16 protein-coding genes and 1 rRNA gene are annotated in these 15,316 nt (G+C 74.5%); 2 read left to right on the top strand and 15 right to left on the bottom strand.

Features of this window, described 5'->3' with window-relative positions:
* From ACI79D_RS23095 to ACI79D_RS23055, 9 genes are all read right to left on the bottom strand, one after another.
* Positions 1-103, bottom strand: a 16S ribosomal RNA gene (locus tag ACI79D_RS23095); the annotation flags it as partial.
* A 445-nt stretch (positions 104-548) separates the two neighbouring features.
* A complete protein-coding gene (gene dapB, locus ACI79D_RS23090) occupies positions 549-1,355 on the bottom strand; it encodes a 4-hydroxy-tetrahydrodipicolinate reductase (RefSeq protein WP_456920860.1) in 807 nt (268 codons plus the stop codon).
* A gap of 48 nt (positions 1,356-1,403) precedes the next feature.
* Positions 1,404-1,772 (bottom strand): VanZ family protein, encoded by a 369-nt coding sequence (locus tag ACI79D_RS23085; protein ID WP_456920859.1) that lies wholly within the window; start codon positions 1,770-1,772, stop codon positions 1,404-1,406.
* A complete protein-coding gene (locus tag ACI79D_RS23080) occupies positions 1,772-3,151 on the bottom strand; it encodes a M16 family metallopeptidase (protein ID WP_456920858.1) in 1,380 nt (459 codons plus the stop codon). Before ACI79D_RS23080 ends, ACI79D_RS23085 begins: the two co-directional genes overlap by 1 nt.
* Entirely contained in the window at positions 3,148-5,427 is a 2,280-nt protein-coding gene (locus tag ACI79D_RS23075) for a polyribonucleotide nucleotidyltransferase (protein ID WP_456920857.1), read from the bottom strand. The genes ACI79D_RS23080 and ACI79D_RS23075 overlap by 4 nt, the downstream gene beginning before the upstream one ends.
* Before the next feature lie 244 nt (positions 5,428-5,671).
* Positions 5,672-5,941 (bottom strand): 30S ribosomal protein S15, encoded by a 270-nt coding sequence (rpsO, locus tag ACI79D_RS23070; protein WP_072920360.1) that lies wholly within the window; start codon positions 5,939-5,941, stop codon positions 5,672-5,674.
* A gap of 305 nt (positions 5,942-6,246) precedes the next feature.
* Positions 6,247-7,224 (bottom strand): bifunctional riboflavin kinase/FAD synthetase, encoded by a 978-nt coding sequence (locus ACI79D_RS23065; protein ID WP_456920856.1) that lies wholly within the window; start codon positions 7,222-7,224, stop codon positions 6,247-6,249.
* 3 nt (positions 7,225-7,227) lie between these two features.
* Positions 7,228-8,367, bottom strand: a complete 1,140-nt coding sequence (locus tag ACI79D_RS23060; protein WP_456920855.1) for a branched-chain amino acid aminotransferase — start codon at positions 8,365-8,367, stop codon at positions 7,228-7,230.
* Positions 8,368-8,485: 118 nt separating this feature from the next.
* Complete coding sequence (locus ACI79D_RS23055; protein ID WP_456920854.1) at positions 8,486-8,815, bottom strand: antibiotic biosynthesis monooxygenase family protein; 330 nt, start codon at positions 8,813-8,815, stop codon at positions 8,486-8,488.
* Between the two features lie 50 nt (positions 8,816-8,865).
* On the opposite strand from ACI79D_RS23055, the gene larB reads away from it, so the two are divergent.
* Complete coding sequence (larB, locus tag ACI79D_RS23050) at positions 8,866-9,540, top strand: nickel pincer cofactor biosynthesis protein LarB (protein WP_456920853.1); 675 nt, start codon at positions 8,866-8,868, stop codon at positions 9,538-9,540.
* On the opposite strand, the gene larE is transcribed toward larB, so the two are convergent.
* Entirely contained in the window at positions 9,531-10,391 is an 861-nt protein-coding gene (gene larE / locus ACI79D_RS23045; RefSeq protein WP_456920852.1) for an ATP-dependent sacrificial sulfur transferase LarE, read from the bottom strand. The genes larB and larE overlap by 10 nt on opposite strands.
* 28 nt (positions 10,392-10,419) lie before the next feature.
* Here larE and ACI79D_RS23040 point away from each other — a divergent pair, with 28 nt between their 5' ends.
* The gene (locus tag ACI79D_RS23040) at positions 10,420-11,232 is read left to right on the top strand and encodes a hypothetical protein (RefSeq protein ID WP_456920851.1); all 813 of its coding nucleotides are present in this window, start codon (positions 10,420-10,422) and stop codon (positions 11,230-11,232) included.
* Between the two features lie 7 nt (positions 11,233-11,239).
* On the opposite strand, the gene truB is transcribed toward ACI79D_RS23040, so the two are convergent.
* From truB to rbfA, 5 genes are read right to left on the bottom strand one after another with little or no spacing between them, the layout of a single operon-like run.
* A complete protein-coding gene (gene truB / locus ACI79D_RS23035) occupies positions 11,240-12,154 on the bottom strand; it encodes a tRNA pseudouridine(55) synthase TruB (protein WP_456920850.1) in 915 nt (304 codons plus the stop codon).
* Positions 12,151-13,467 (bottom strand): MATE family efflux transporter, encoded by a 1,317-nt coding sequence (locus ACI79D_RS23030; RefSeq protein ID WP_456920849.1) that lies wholly within the window; start codon positions 13,465-13,467, stop codon positions 12,151-12,153. Before ACI79D_RS23030 ends, truB begins: the two co-directional genes overlap by 4 nt.
* A 55-nt stretch (positions 13,468-13,522) precedes the next feature.
* Positions 13,523-14,527 carry a DHH family phosphoesterase gene (locus ACI79D_RS23025; protein ID WP_456920848.1) on the bottom strand — a complete coding sequence of 335 codons (1,005 nt, stop codon included), beginning with the start codon at positions 14,525-14,527 and terminating at the stop codon, positions 13,523-13,525.
* Positions 14,524-14,766: a hypothetical protein gene (locus ACI79D_RS23020; RefSeq protein ID WP_456920847.1), complete on the bottom strand. Its 243-nt coding sequence runs from the start codon at positions 14,764-14,766 to the stop codon at positions 14,524-14,526. Before ACI79D_RS23020 ends, ACI79D_RS23025 begins: the two co-directional genes overlap by 4 nt.
* On the bottom strand, positions 14,763-15,266 hold the full coding sequence (gene rbfA, locus ACI79D_RS23015) for a 30S ribosome-binding factor RbfA (RefSeq protein ID WP_456920846.1): 504 nt from the start codon (positions 15,264-15,266) through the stop codon (positions 14,763-14,765). Before rbfA ends, ACI79D_RS23020 begins: the two co-directional genes overlap by 4 nt.
* Positions 15,267-15,316: the final 50 nt, after the last annotated feature.

The raw sequence follows: 15,316 nt of genomic DNA, 5'->3' as shown, positions 1-15,316 counted from the left end.
CGTTCGCCACTGATCCCCTCCCGAAGAAGGTTCACCGTTCGACTTGCATGTGTTAAGCACGCCGCCAGCGTTCGTCCTGAGCCAGGATCAAACTCTCCGTAGATGAATTTGCATCCGGGCGAGAACCAAGAGTTGGCACTCTCGATATCCATCAACCCAAAGAAACCCACAAAGGGGTTGTTACTTGGCACTGACTTTCGGCACGCTGTTGAGTTCTCAAGGAGCGGACGCGCAGCGACTCGACCCTTCCGGGCTTCGTCCCTGGCGGCTTGTCCCACGTTACGCCGTGCACGGCTCGCTGTCACACCCGGGGGTCTGACCGGCGGCTCCCGGGTCTCAGACCCGGTCTCGCTCGGCGCAGAAAGAAAGTTACGCGGCGCCGAGGGCCGCGTCAAACCGGGGTGGCGCTCCGGAGGCCCTTGGAGCCCCCCGGAGCACTCCGTCGACGGGAAAAGCCCAGGTCAGCGGCTCGGCGCCGAACGCGGAATGCGAGGCAGGTCACTCTCCGTGACGCCACATCAGTCCCACGACCGCCCGCCGAGGGGCGCTCAGAGCCCCAGGAAGCCCTCGATCCCGACGGTGAGACCGGGACGCCGGCCGACCTCTCGGACAGCGAGGAGCACCCCGGGCATGAAGGAGGCACGGTCGTAGGAGTCGTGGCGCAGGGTCAGGGTCTCCCCCGCCGCCCCCATGAGCACCTCCTGGTGCGCGACCAGACCGGTCAGGCGCACGGCGTGGACGGGCACGCCCTCCACGTCGGCGCCTCGGGCGCCGGGCAGCGAGTCGGTGGTGGCGTCCGGCGCCGAGGGCAGGCCCGCCGCGCGCCGGGCGGCGGCGACCAGGCGCGCGGTGCGGACGGCGGTGCCCGAGGGAGCGTCGACCTTGTTCGGGTGGTGCAACTCGACGACCTCCACCGACGGGAAGAAGCGCGCGGCCTCCTGGGCGAAGCGCATGAGCAGCACGGCGCCGATGCCGAAGTTCGGTGCGATGACCACACCGAGGCCGGGCTTGGGCTCCAGCCACTCGGCGACGGTGGCCAGCCGGGCCTCGTCGAAGCCGGTCGTGCCGACGACGCAGTGGATGTTGTTGTCGATGCAGAACCGGATGTTGTCCATGACGACGTCCGGGCGGGTGAAGTCGACCGCGACCTGGGCGCCCGTGTTCGCCAGGTCGAACAGCCAGTCGCCGGAGTCGACCATGGCGACCAGCTCGAGGTCCTCGGCGGCGTTGACCGCCTTGACCACCTCGGTGCCCATGCGGCCGCGGGCGCCCAGGACGCCGACGGCCAGGCGTGGGGCCTCCCCCTCCGGAGCGGGCGAGATCTGCTGGTCGGGGGCGGGGTCGATGGTGGTCACCGGGTCAGGTTTCCCGGCGCCGTCCCCGGACGCAAGGCAGCCCCCAGGTCAGGGGCCGGAGCGCCGTTGCACGCGCGCCCAGAGGAGCACGCCGGCCAGCACACCGACCGCGTCGGCCAGCCAGTCGGCTACCGACGCCGACCGGTCCAGCGGGGTGAGGCCCTGGACGACCTCGCTGACCGCCGCGTAGACCAGCAGCAGCACCGTGAGGGCGCCGGCCCGCACGCCGGCCCACCTCCCGGTCAGCGCGAGGACGGCGAACAGGACCAGGTGCACCAGCTTGTCGACCCCGGGTGGCGCCAGCGGCACGTCGTCCCCGGGGGCGAAGAGCACGGCCAGCGACACCAGGACGGTGATCGCGAAGGCACCGCGGGACAGCGCGCCGTGGACGGCGAGCGCGGGGTGCGGAGGGCGCATCAGAGCCGGTCGAGGTCGGCCGGGCGGTACGGGCCGACCACCGCCAGGCAGGTGTCCCGGGACAGCAGCTCCGCGGCCACGTCCCGTACCTGGGCCTCGTCGACGGCGTCCAGCCGGGCGAGCACCTCTCGCACCGGCAGGTACTCCCCGTAGGACAGCTCGCTCTTGCCGAGCCGGCTCATCCGGGAGCCGGTGTCCTCGAGACCGAGGACCAGCCCGCCCTTGAGCTGGCCGCGGCCGCGGGCGACCTCCTCGGCCGTGAGCCCCTCGGCCGCGACCCGGGCGAGCTCCTCGCGGACCAGGCGCAGCACCTCGGGCACCCGCTTGGGTGAGCAGCCGGCGTAGACCGAGAACGACCCCGTCCCCGCGTAGTGCGTCAGCGACGAGCCGACGCTGTAGACCAGCCCCCGCTTCTCGCGGATCTCCTGGAACAGCCGTGAGCTCATCCCGCCGCCGACGGCGGTCTCCATGACCGCGGCCGCGTAGCGCCGGTCGTCGAGCCGGCCGAGGCCCACCGAGCCCAGCAGCAGGTGGGTCTGCTCGGTCTTCCGCCGGATCAGGCCTGTCGGGCGCGCCGGATGCGTGCCGGCGCCCTCGTCCCCGCGCCGCAGGGGGGCCGGCCGGTCGGGACCGGCGAGCCGGGACCCGAAGGCGGTGGTCACCAGGTCCAGCACCTGCTGGTGGTCGACCCGGCCGGCGGCGGCGACGACGATCGAGGGCACGGCGTAGCGCCGCCGGTACCACCCGTCGACGTCGTCCCGGGTGAGGGCCTCGATCGACTCGACCGTGCCCAGCACCGAGCGGCCCAGGGCGGTGCCCCCGAACAGCGTCTCGGCGAACAGGTCGTGCACCGCGTCGGAGGGCTCGTCGTCGCGCATGGCGATCTCCTCGAGCACCACCGTGCGCTCGGACTCCAGGTCCGCCGCCGTGTTGAGCGCGTCGGTCACCAGGTCGCCGAGCAGCGTGACCGCCAGCGGGAGGTCGCTGGCGAGCACGTTCGCGTAGTAGCAGGTGTGCTCCTTGGCGGTGAACGCGTTCATCTCACCGCCGACGGCGTCCATCGCCGTCGCGATCTCCAGCGCGCTGCGGCTGGCCGTGCCCTTGAAGAGCAGGTGCTCGAGGAAGTGCGAGGCGCCGGCGACGTCGTCGGTCTCGTCCCGCGAGCCGACGCCGACCCAGATGCCGACCGTGGCCGACAGCACCCCGGGCATGACCTCGGTGAGGACCCGCAGGCCGCCCGGCAGCTCGGTGCGCTCCACCCGGCCGCCGAACTCGTCGACGTCGAGGACGACGGTCTCCCCCGCACCGGCCGGGGCCGGGACGGGCGTCTGTGCGCCCGTCCCGGCCCCGGTCCCGGCCTGCTCGGTGCTCGTCGTCACGCCTCCGCGGGCGTCACGGCCTCGGCGACGTCCGCGGGCGCGGTGTCGCCGGAGCCCTCGCCCTCAGCGGCGACCGGCACCAGGCTGATCTTGCCGCGGGCGTCGATGTCGGTGATCTCGACCTGCAGCTTGTCGCCGACGTTCACGACGTCCTCGACCTTGCCGATCCGCTTGCCGCCACCGAGCTTGCTGATGTGGACCAGGCCGTCCTTGCCCGGCAGCAGGGAGACGAAGGCGCCGAAGGGCGTGGTCTTGACGACCGTGCCGAGGAAGCGCTCGCCGACCTTGGGCATCTGCGGGTTGGCGATGGCGTTGATGCGGTCCACCGCGGCCTGGGCGGACGGGCCGTCGGAGGCGCCGACGTAGATCGTGCCGTCGTCCTCGATGGTGATGTCGGCGCCGGTCTCGTCCTGGATCGCGTTGATCATCTGCCCCTTCGGGCCGATGACCGCACCGATCTTGTCGACCGGGATGCGCACCGTGGTCACGCGCGGGGCGTACGGGCTCATCTCGTCGGGGCCGTCGATGGCCTCGTTCATCACGTCGAGGATGTGCAGCCGGGCCGCGCGGGCCTGGGTCAGGGCCTGGGCCAGCACGTCGGACGGGATGCCGTCGAGCTTGGTGTCCAGCTGCAGCGCGGTGACGAAGTCCCGGGTGCCGGCGACCTTGAAGTCCATGTCACCGAAGGCGTCCTCGGCACCGAGGATGTCGGTCAGCGCCACGTACTCGGTCTTGCCGTCGACCTCGTCGGAGACCAGGCCCATCGCGATGCCGGCAACCGGGGCGCGCAGCGGCACACCGGCGTTGAGCAGCGCCAGGGTGGACGCGCAGACCGAGCCCATGGACGTCGAGCCGTTGGAGCCCAGCGCCTCGGACACCTGCCGGATCGCGTAGGGGAACTCCTCGCGGTCGGGCAGCACGGGCAGGAGCGCCCGCTCGGCGAGCGCACCGTGGCCGATCTCCCGGCGCTTGGGCGAGCCCACGCGACCGGTCTCGCCGGTCGAGTACGGCGGGAAGTTGTAGTTGTGCATGTAGCGCTTGCGCGTCTCGGGCGACAGCGTGTCCAGCTGCTGCTCCATGCGGAGCATGTTCAGCGTGGTGATGCCCAGGATCTGGGTCTCGCCGCGCTCGAACAGCGCCGAGCCGTGCACGCGCGGGACGACCTCGACCTCGGCCGACAGCGGCCGGATGTCGGTGACGCCGCGGCCGTCGATGCGGACCTTGTCGCGCAGGATGCGCTGGCGGACGACCTTCTTGGTCACCGCGCGGAAGGCCGCGGAGATCTCCTTCTCGCGACCCTCGAACTGGCCGGCGAGCGAGGCGACCGTCTCGTCCTTGAGCGCGTCGGTGGCGTCGTTGCGCTCCGCCTTGCCGGGGATCGCCTGGACCTCGGTGAGCCGGCTCAGTGCGGCGGACTCCACCGCGGCGTAGACGTCGTCCTGGTAGTCCAGGAACCGCGGGAACTCCGCGACCGGCTTGGCGGCCTTCTCGGCCAGCGCGCTCTGCGCCTCGCACAGCGCCTTGATGAACGGCTTGGCCGCCTCGAGCCCCTGGGCGACGACCTCCTCGGTCGGGGCCGTGGCGCCGCCGACGACCAGCTGGATGGTCTTCTCGGTGGCCTCGGCCTCGACCATCATGATCGCGACGTCGCCGTCCGGGAGCACCCGGCCTGCCACGACCATGTCGAAGACGGCGTCCTCGAGCTGCGCGTGGGTCGGGAAGGCGACCCACTGGCCGTTGATCAGGGCCACGCGGGTGCCGCCGACCGGGCCGGAGAACGGCAGGCCCGACAGCTGGGTCGAGGCCGAGGCGCCGTTGATCGCCAGCACGTCGTAGAGGTGGTCGGGGTCCAGCGACAGGACCGTGATGACGACCTGGACCTCGTTGCGCAGGCCCTTGGCGAAGGTCGGGCGCAGCGGGCGGTCGATCAGCCGGCAGGTGAGGATGGCGTCCTCGGACGGACGCCCCTCGCGGCGGAAGAACGAGCCGGGGATGCGCCCGGCGGCGTACATGCGCTCCTCGACGTCGACCGTCAGCGGGAAGAAGTCGAAGTGCTCCTTGGGCTGGCGGCTGGCCGTGGTGGCCGACAGCAGCATGGTGTCGCCCATGCTGACGACGACCGAGCCGGCGGCCTGCTTGGCCAGCCGGCCGGTCTCGAAGGTGATGCTGCGGGTGCCGTAGGTCCCGTTGTCGATGACCGCGGTGGCGGTGGTGACCCCGTCCTCGGGGTCGAACTCTGCAGCGGTGCTGCTGTACTGGTTGGTGGGTGCGGACACTGCGTCCTCTTCCTACGTCGCATGCGGCGACGTCCTCTTGTGGCGTCCTGCGCCGAACTGCGCCCGGGTGACCGGTCTTCGATCGAAGCCCACGGGAGACGTTCCCCTCCGAGAGGAGGGCCATGCCCGGGGGCCACTACCGAGGACCGACCATCGCCAGTGGCCGGCGCAGGAGGCCGGGTTCTCGAGGGGCGGATGCCCCACGAGAGAGGGGACCGTCCCGGTGGGACGGTCCCCTCTGGGGTCAGCGGCGCAGACCGAGGCGCTCGATCAACGAGCGGTAGCGGTTGATGTCGGTCTTCGCCAGGTAGTTCAGCAGCCGGCGACGACGACCGACCAGCAGGAGCAGGCCCCGCCGGCTGTGGTGGTCGTGCTTGTGCTGCTTGAGGTGCTCGGTCAGGTCGCTGATCCGGCGGGTCAGCATCGCGACCTGCACCTCGGGCGAGCCCGTGTCCTTCTCGACCGTCGCGTACTCGGTCATGATCTGCTGCTTCGTCGCGCTGTCGAGCGCCATGGACGGCCTCCTGGGCAGGTCACGTGTGGCCCCCGGTCTGGGTCACGGGGGCAGCGAACACACACGTCGGAGCTACCGACGTCGGATCCAGGCTACCAGCGAGGAATTCTCGGTGACCGTGGGTGCACCGGACGGCACCTGGCCGCGGTGGCCGTGAGGAGCGGGCTCAGCGGCGGCCGGGGACGGCCCGTGGCCGCGGTGGCCGTGAGGAGCGGGGCCCGAAGGGTCCCCGACGAGGGGCCGGGTGGGCTCAGCGGCGGCCGGGGACGGCACCTGGCCGCGGTGCGGTCCGGAGGACCGCGATGTCATAGCCCCAGGACCTCCCGGGTGCGGGCGACGTCGCGGTCCATGGCCGCGATCAGCTCGCCGACGTCGGCGAACGCCATCATCGGCCGGAGCCGCTGGACGAACTCCACGCCGACGTGCTCGCCGTAGAGGTCGCCCTCGAAGTCGAGCAGGTAGGCCTCGACGGTGCGGCGGGTGCCCTGGAAGGTCGGGTTGGTACCGACCGAGATGGCCGCCGGCGAGCTGCTCAGGGTCGCGCCGCTGCGGGGGTCCCGGATCACCAGCGACCCGGCGTACACCCCGTCGGCGGGGATGGCGGTGTAGGGCGGGGACTCCACGTTCGCCGTCGGGTAGCCCAGGTCCCGGCCGCGCCGGTCGCCCCGGACGACGACCCCCTCGACGCGGTGCGGGCGCCCCAGCGCGCGGGCCGCCGAGACCATGTCCCCGGCCGCGACGCACGCGCGGATGTAGGTCGAGGAGATGGTGATCTCCTCGCTGCCCGCGCCGGCGCCGGGCGACATCGTGACGTTGGCCAGCGGCACGCCCTCCACCGTGAAGCCGAACCGCCGTCCCTCCTGGGCGAGGGTCGTGATCGTGCCCGCCGCCCGGTGGCCGTAGGTGAAGTTCTCCCCCACGACCACCGAGGCGACGTGCAGGTGCTCGACGAGCACCGTGTGCGTGAACGACTCCGGCGACAGCCGCATGAACTCCGGGGTGAACGGCAGCACGCACATGGCGTCCACGCCGAGGCCGGCCACGAGCTCGGCCCTGCGGTCCATCGACGTGAGGATCGCCGGGTGCGAGCCGGGACGCACGACCTCCGACGGGTGGGGGTCGAAGGTGACCAGCAGGCACGGCCGGCCCATGTCCCGGGCGCGCGAGACCGCGGTGCCGATCAGCAGCTGGTGCCCGCGGTGGACGCCGTCGTACATCCCGATGGTGACCACCGTGCGACCGAGGTCACCCGGGGTGGCCTCCAGCCCCCGCCACCGGAGCACGGGTCAGGCGACCCGGTGCAGCCAGCCGTGGGTGTCGGGCACCCGGCCGTGCTGGACGTCGAGCAGGTGCTCGCGCAGCTTCATCGTCACCGGGCCGGGCTTGCCGTCGCCGACGGTGAAGTCGCCGGTGCGGGCCTTCACCTCGCCGACCGGCGTGATGACGGCCGCGGTGCCGCAGGCGAAGGTCTCGGTGACCGTGCCGTCGGCGACCCCGGAGCGCCACTCGTCGACGCTGAACCGGCGCTCGCTCACGCGGTGCCCCATCTCCCGGGCGACGGTGATCAGCGAGTCGCGGGTGATGCCAGGCAGCAGCGTGCCGGTCAGCTCCGGGGTGACCAGCTCGGCGTCGTCCCCCTCGCCGAGGACGAAGAACAGGTTCATCCCGCCCATCTCCTCGACGTAGCGCTTCTCCACCGCGTCGAGCCACACGACCTGGTCGCAGCCGGCGTCGATCGCCTGCTCCTGGGCCAGCAGGCTGGCGGCGTAGTTGCCGGCGCACTTGACGTCGCCGGTGCCGCCGGGAGCGGCGCGGATGTAGTCCTCGGAGAGGTAGACCGACACGGGGTGGACCCCGCGCGGGAAGTAGGCGCCGGCCGGGCTGGCGATCACCAGGAACATGTACTCGTGCGCCGGTCGCACACCCAGGAACGGCTCGGTCGCCAGCTGGTACGGGCGCAGGTAGAGCGTCTGGTCCGGCCCGGTGGGAACCCAGTCGCGGTCGGCGTCGACGAGCGCGTCGACGGCGGCGAGGAAGGCCTCCTCCGGCACCGGCGGCATGGCCAGCCGCTTGGCGCCCCGGACGAACCGGGCGGCGTTGGCCTCGGGGCGGAACGTGGCGACGCTGCCGTCGGGCTGGGCGTAGGCCTTGAGCCCCTCGAAGATCGACTGGGCGTAGTGCAGCGCGGCCGTGGCCGGGTCCACCTGCAGCGGCGCGTAGGCGGTGAGCCGGGCGTCGTACCAGCCCTGCCCCGCACGCCAGCGGGCGACGAACATCGAGTCGGTGAAGTACCGGCCGAAGCCGGGCTCGGCCAGGAGCTCCGCGCGCTCGGCCGCCGGGCGCCGCCGCACGTCCTCCACGACCACCGGCACGCCGTCGGTGAACATGCGGGAGGAGGTACGGCTGTCGGCGAGCGTGTCGGTCATGGCTCCCACCTTGCGGCGTGCAGGGACACAGAGGGGTCCGGCGGCCGCCGGACCCGCCCGCTCACCCTAGCCCCGCGCCGCGGGGGGGCCGACGACGACGTCCCCGGCCCCGCCGCGCTCAGGCCTGGCCCGCCTTGGGTCCGGCCGACTCGATGACCTCGTAGCTCCACAGGTGCGAGGAGTCGGCTGCGGCCGGGGCCAGGTCCGAGCCGCCCCCGGAGTGCGCGCGGGCGAAGTCCTGCCCGGACTCCCACTCCCGGTAGGCCTCCTCGCTGCTCCACCGCGTGTAGACCAGGTACTGGTCGGTGCCCTCCTGCGGCCGCAGCAGCTCGAACCACTCGAAGCCGGGGGTGTCCTCGACGGCTCCGGCCCGGCCGCGGAAGCGCTCCTCGAAGCGCTCCTGCTTGTCCTTGGGCACGCTGATCGCGTTGATCTTCACGACGCTCATGCGCTCCCCCTTCCCGGCGCGGCGAACCGTCAATCCCCCATGCTGGCCGCGTGGACCAGCACCGCACCGCCGACCTGGGCTTCGCCCGGCTCGACCTCGACCGCGCCGCCCGGACCGGGACCCCCGAGGTCGTCTACGCCGCCGGCAAGACACCGCAGCAGACGGTGGCCTGCCTGGCCGCCCTGCTCGACGGGGGCGCGGCCATGGCGTGGGCGACCCGGGTGGACGACGCCACGGTCCGCGCCGTGCGGGACCGGTGGCCCGACGCCGCCGTCGATCCCGAGGCGCGCACCGTCGTCGTCGGGGAGCTGCCGCCCCCGGTCGGGCAGGTCCTCGTGCTCACCGCCGGCACGTCGGACGGGCCGGTGGCCGCCGAGGTGGCCGCGACCCTGGCCGCGTGCGGGGTGGGCTGCCGCCGCGTCGACGACGTCGGCGTGGCCGGCGTGCACCGGGTGCTGGCCGTGGCCCCGGACGTCGCCGCGGCCGACGCGGTGGTCGTCGTCGCCGGCATGGACGGCGCGCTGCCCAGCGTCGTCGCGGGGCTGACCGACCGGCTGGTGGTGGCGGTGCCGACGTCGGTGGGCTACGGCGCGGCCTTCGAGGGGCTGGCCGCCCTGCTGACCATGCTCACCGCCTGCGCGCCGGGCGTGCTGGTGGTCAACATCGACAACGGCTTCGGCGCCGGGGTGGCCGCCGCGCGGATCGTCCGGTCGGCTCAGCGGTAGCGGACGGGGTCGGGCAGCAGCTCGTTCATCGACCCGGACCGGAACCCGCGGGGGTCGATCTCCACCCGGTCGAACCCGGTCACCGCGGCGAGCACGTCCGGCCGGGCGGTGAGCGAGGGGACGGCGTCGGCGTCGACCTCCACCCGCGCCACGTCCTCCCCCAGGTCGCGCACCCGCAGGTCGCGCACCGCGACACCGGCGGCGGCCAGCGCGGCCCGCAGTGCCGTCTCGGCCGACTCCACGCGGGCCAGCCCCTCGGCCGACACCGGCACGCCGTAGGCGATCCGGCTGGCGAGGCACGCCGCCGCGGGCTTGTCGGCCAGGGACAGCCCCCAGCGCCGGGCCGCCGCGCGGACGTCGTCCTTGGTGAGGCCGGCCCGGGCCAGCGGCGTCCAGGCGCCCCGCTCGGCCGCCGCCCGGATGCCGGGGCGGAAGCCCGCCCGCAGGTCGTCGGCGTTGGTGCCGGTGACCACGTCGGCCACGCCCAGCCGGGCGGCCAGCGGCACGAGGACGTCGACCAGCTCGGTCTTGCAGAAGGCGCAGCGGTCCCCGCCGTTGGCGCGGTAGCCCTCCCGCGTCAGCTCGTCGGTGCGGGGCAGCTCGTGCCGCACGCCGAGGGAGGCCGCGAACGCGACCGCCCCCTCCCGCTCGGCGGCGGGCAGGCTCGGTGAGACGGCGGTCGCGGCGACCACCCGCGCCGGCCCGAGCGCCCGCACCGCGGCGGCCAGCAGCGTCCCGGAGTCGACGCCGCCGGAGAAGGCCACGACGACGCCGGGCAGCGGCCGGAGCAGCGCGTCGAGGGCCGCGAGCCGCTCGTCGAGCTGCGGGTGCGGTGGGATGGCTCCGGCCATGGGCCGAGGCTGCCACAGAGGGGGTGCGATGACCGCGCTGGCACTGCTCGCGGCGGTCGCGGCGATGCTGGCCAACAGCGCGGCGTCCCTGCTGGAGGCCGCGGGCACGCACCGCGCGCGGGCGGGCGCCCCCGTGTGGCGCCAGCCGCGCTACCTGGCCGGGCTGGCCCTCGACGGCCTGGGCTGGCTGCTGTCGGTCGTGGCGCTGCGGGTGCTGCCGGTCTTCGCCGTGCAGTCGGTGCTCGCCGGGACGGTCGCGGTGACCCCCGTGGCCGCCCGCGGCGGGGACCCGCGCCGGCTGGGGCGGCGGGAACGGGCCGCGGTGATCGCCGTGGTCACCGGTCTGGTGCTCGTCGCCGCGAGCGCGGCGCCCGGGCGGGCCGACCGTCTCCCGGCCGCGGCCGTGCCGGTGCTGCTCGGGACGACCGCGGCCCTGCTGGCGGCGCTGCCGGTGGTGCTGCGCGGGAACCGGCCGGTGCTCATGACGGTCCTCGCGGGGATCGCGTTCGGCGCGGTCTCCCTCTGCGTGCGGGCGCTGCACGTCGCCTCGTCGGTGTGGAGCTCGGTGCGGGACCTGCTCGCCGAGCCGCTGGCCTACGCCGTCCTCGTGCTGGGCGCCACGGGCACGGTGCTTCTCGCTCGGGCGATGCGGCAGGGCCGGGTGGACACGGTCGTCGGCGTCCTCGCCGTCACGGAGGTGGTCGCACCCGGGTTGGTCGGCCTGGTGCTGCTGGGCGACCGGGTCCGGCCGGGCTGGGCCCTCGTGCTGGCCGGAGGGTGGGCGCTCACCCTCGCCGGGGTGGTCCTGCTCGCGAGGTCGCCGGCGCGGGCCCCGGGCTGACGCCGCCTCAGCCCGGCGGGAAGCCCACGGCGACGCGGGCGGTGGGGCCGGCGTCCTCGACCAGGGCGACCAGCCGGCCCTCGCCGTCCACCGCGGCGTGCAGGCCGGGGGTGCCGGAGGCGGCGACCCGCTGCCCGAAGGTGAGCGCCCGGGCCTCCTCGGCGGTCAGCGACCGCTCCGGGAAGACGGCGCGGGCGGCCTCGGTCAGGAGCAGCACGCCCGGGCCGCGGCCCGCGACCAGCGCGGCGGCGGCGTCCTCCACCGCGGCCGCCTGAGCAACGGCGAAGGGTCCGGACGCGGTGCGGCGCAGCGCGGTGAGGTGGCCTCCGACGCCCAGGGCGGCTCCCGCGTCGCGGGCGATCGCGCGGATGTAGGTGCCGGCGGTGCAGACGACCGTCACCTCGGCGTCGACCAGGTCGGGCGTGGGCCGGGCGACCCGGTGGACGTCGAGCCGGTGCACGGTGACCGCGCGCGGCTCGAGGACCACCTCCTCGCCGGCACGCACCCGGTCGTAGGAGCGGCGCCCGGCGACCTTGACCGCGCTCACCGAGGAGGGCACCTGCTGCAGCGGCCCGGTCTGCGCGGCCAGGGCGGCGCGGACCGCGGCGTCGTCCAGGTGCGCCGCCGACGCCGTGGTGAGCACGTCGCCCTCGCGGTCGTCGGTGACGGTGGACTGTCCGAGGCGGATCGTCGCCTCGTAGGTCTTGTCGTGCCCGCCGACGTGGCCGAGCAGCCGGGTGGCCGACCCGACGCCCAGCACGAGCAGCCCGGTCGCCATCGGGTCGAGGGTCCCGGCGTGCCCCACCCGGCGGACCGACAGCGCCCGCCGGGCACGGGCGACGACGTCGTGGGAGGTCATCCCTGCGGACTTGTCGACCAGCAGCAGGCCGGGTGCGACGTCGGCGTCCTTGCGTCTGCTCACGCCGTCACCGTCTCAGGCGCCTCCAGCCACCGGTTCCCCGCCACCCGTACCAGGACCGCGACCAGGCGCAGGGCGATGAACAGGGTGAGGCCGGTCCACACGCCGGCCAGCCCCCAGCCGAGCGGGACGGCGAGCAGCGACAGCGGGATGAAGCCGACGAGGGCCGACCCGATGGTGACCGTGCGCAGGTAGCCCACGTCGCCGGCGCCCATGAGCACGCCGTCGAGGGCGAAGACGACGCCGGCCAGCGGCTGCATGCCGGCCAGGAACAGCCAGGCGACGGTGGCCTGCCCGACCACCGCGGGGTCGTCGGTGAACAGCGGCAGCACGACCGGTCGCACGGCGACGAGGAGCACCCCCACGACGACGCCGGTGCCCAGGCCCCAGAGAGTCACGCGGCGGGCGGTGGCGCGGGCGTCGTCGGGGCGGCCGGCGCCGAGGGCCTGGCCGACGAGGGTCTGGGCGGCGATGGCGTAGGCGTCGAGCACCAGGGCGAGGAAGAGGAACAGCTGCAGGGCGATCTGGTGTGCGGCCAGCTCCGCGGTGCCGGCTCGGGCGACGACGCCGGTGGCGGTGAGGAAGGCGAGCTGCAGGACGGCGGCACGCAGCAGCAGGTCGCGGCCGATCACCATCTGCGCGCGGATGGCGCGCGGACGGGGCCGCCAGGGCACCCCCTCGCGCAGCAGCGCCCGGACGAACAGCGCCGCCGACAGCGCCTGTCCGGCCACGTTGGCGATCGCGGACCCGGCCAGCCCGAGGCCGACCGGGTGCACCAGCAGCGGGCAGAGGACCAGGCTGAGGAGGCTCCCGGCGAGGACGTAGTGCATCGGCCGGCGCAGCTCCTGCACGCCGCGCAGCCAGCCGTTGCCCGCGAGCGACACCAGCAGCAGCGGCGCGCCGAGGGAGGCGATCCGCAGCCAGGCCTCCCCCGCGTCGGCGACCGGGCCGGCGCTCCCGGCCAGGGCACGGGTCAGCGGGCCGGCCAGCAGCTGGAACAGCGCCAGCACCGCCAGGCCGAGGGCCAGCGCCAGCCAGGTCGCCTGCACGCCCTCGCCGACCGCGCCGGTCCGGTCCCCCGCGCCGGCCCGCCGGGCGGCGCGGGCGGTGGTGCCGTAGGCGAGGAAGTTCAGCAGCGCGGCGGCCCAGGCCAGCAGCCCCCCGCCGACGGCGAGCCCGCCCAGCGCCACCGTGCCGAGGTTGCCCACGACCGCGGTGTCGACGAGCAGGTACAGCGGCTCCGCGGCCAGCACGACCAGCGCCGGCGCCGCCAGAGCGAGGACACCGGGAGCCTTCGACCGGTCCGCGGCGATCATGGCGTCGGGACCACGTCCGCGGAGGCACACGCGGTCACGGCGCCATGATCACGGGTCACTTCGCCTGGAGCAGGGTCCGGATGCGGGCGATCGTCGTCTCGCGGTCCTCGTACGAGGTGAGGCCGGCCGCGGCGCGGTGGCCGCCACCGCCGAGCGCCATCGCCACGCGGGCGACGTCGGTGGCGCCCCGGGAGCGCAGCGACACCGACCACGAGCCGTCGTCCTGCCCCTTGAGCACGCAGGCCACGTCGGCCTCCGCGGTGGAGCGGACGACGTCGACGAGCGCCTCCAGCTGCTCCCCCGGCAGGCCGTGCTCGGCGGCCTCGGCGGTGCTCGACCAGGTCCACACCAGGCCGGCGCCGACCTCCGGCTCGAGCACCGCGCGGCCGGTGACCACCGAGAGCAGGCCGAGCCAGCCGAACGGCGCGGTGTCGAACAGCCGCTGACTGACCAGCGCGTGGTCGATGCCGGTCGCCAGGAGCCGGGCGGCGAGGTCGTGGGTGTCGGGACGGGTGTTGCCGAACCGGAAGGACCCGGTGTCGGCAGCCAGCCCCGCGTACAGGCAGGTGGCCAGGCGCTCGTCGAGCGTCACCCCCAGCCCGTCGAGCAGGTCGGCGACCAGGGCGACGGTCGCCGGCGCGCCGGGGTCGATCACCCGGACGTCCCCGAAGCCGGGGTTGCTCGCGTGGTGGTCGACCACCACGGAGGTCGTCGCCCGCTCGAGCAGCGGGGCCAGCTCGCCCAGCCGGCCCGGGGAGGCGGCGTCCAGGCTGACGAACACGTCCGGCGAGCCGGGGACGGCGTCGGAGGGCACCAGGCCCTCGGCGCCGGGCAGCCAGGCCAGGGACGCCGGCAGGACGAACGGGGCCGGGAAGGTGGCCAGCACCCGGGCCCCGCGGCGGCGCAGCGCGTCGGCGAGGGCCAGCGTGCTGCCGAGCGCGTCGGCGTCGGGCTGCACGTGGCCGGAGATCACCACGGTGGCCCGGGCGTCGGCGGCCTCGGCCAGGACGGCGGCCGCGGGGCCGGTCAGGTCGGTGCCCTTCGGGAAGGAGACCGTCATGCGTCCGGGCCGGGGGCGGCCACCGGCGGGGCGTTCTCCTCCTCGGAGACGTCGCCACCACCCACCGGGAACTGGGTCCCGTCGTCCGGCTCGTCGCTGGCGATGCTCGGCGCGTCGCCGATCTCGCCGGTCTTGCCGCCCTGGGTGGGGTCGCCGGTGTCCGGCTCGGGCCGGCCGCCCAGCACGGAGCGGCCCTGGCCCTCGTCGGGCAGGTGCGGGTCGGGGTCGTTCTCACTCACAGCGAGCTCCTCGTCGGGGTCGGGGCCTCGGCGACCTCATCGGCAGTCCCGGGCTCGGCCGTGTCCTCGTCCTCGTCGTCCTCGGTGGGACGGCGGTACGGGTCGGCCTCCCCGGCGTAGGTGGCGCCCTCCCGGATCCGGGCGAGCTCGGCGTCGGCGTGCCGGACCCGCTCCAGCGCCGCGTCCAGCTCGCGGGCGGTGTCCGGGACGTGGTCGGCGACGAAGGTCAGCGTGGGCACGAACTTGATGCCGGTCTGCTTGCCGACCGTGGAGCGCAGCACGCCGGTGGCCGAGGCCAGCGCCTTCGCGGAGTCCTCGACCTGGGTGGCGTCGCCGAAGACCGTGTAGAACACCGTCGCCTCGCGCAGGTCACTGGTCACCCGGGCGTCGGTGACGGTGACCATGCCCAGCCGGGGGTCCTTGATCTGCGTCTCGATCGCTGCGGAGACGATCTGTCGGATGCGCACCGCGAGCTTGCGGGCGCGGGCCGGATCGGCCATCGGACCTCCTGGTGCAGGGCGCCCCGCCGAAACGGGACGCGGATCGGACA

Source organism: Geodermatophilus sp. SYSU D00708, assembly GCF_054050115.1.
This window is presented reverse-complemented; position numbering and strand designations above follow the sequence as displayed.

Bases quoted from the DNA above. Each gene is read 5' to 3' on its own strand.
- ACI79D_RS23085 (WP_456920859.1), bottom strand. From the start codon at position 1,772: ATGCGCCCTCCGCACCCCGCGCTCGCCGTCCACGGCGCGCTGTCCCGC.
- ACI79D_RS23060 (WP_456920855.1), bottom strand. From the start codon at position 8,367: ATGACCGACACGCTCGCCGACAGCCGTACCTCCTCCCGCATGTTCACC.
- larE (WP_456920852.1), bottom strand. From the start codon at position 10,391: ATGGCCGGAGCCATCCCACCGCACCCGCAGCTCGACGAGCGGCTCGCG.
- ACI79D_RS23055 (WP_456920854.1), bottom strand. From the start codon at position 8,815: ATGAGCGTCGTGAAGATCAACGCGATCAGCGTGCCCAAGGACAAGCAG.
- rbfA (WP_456920846.1), bottom strand. From the start codon at position 15,266: ATGGCCGATCCGGCCCGCGCCCGCAAGCTCGCGGTGCGCATCCGACAG.
- ACI79D_RS23030 (WP_456920849.1), bottom strand. From the start codon at position 13,467: ATGATCGCCGCGGACCGGTCGAAGGCTCCCGGTGTCCTCGCTCTGGCG.
- ACI79D_RS23025 (WP_456920848.1), bottom strand. From the start codon at position 14,527: ATGACGGTCTCCTTCCCGAAGGGCACCGACCTGACCGGCCCCGCGGCC.
- ACI79D_RS23040 (WP_456920851.1), top strand. From the start codon at position 10,420: ATGACCGCGCTGGCACTGCTCGCGGCGGTCGCGGCGATGCTGGCCAAC.
- rpsO (WP_072920360.1), bottom strand. From the start codon at position 5,941: ATGGCGCTCGACAGCGCGACGAAGCAGCAGATCATGACCGAGTACGCG.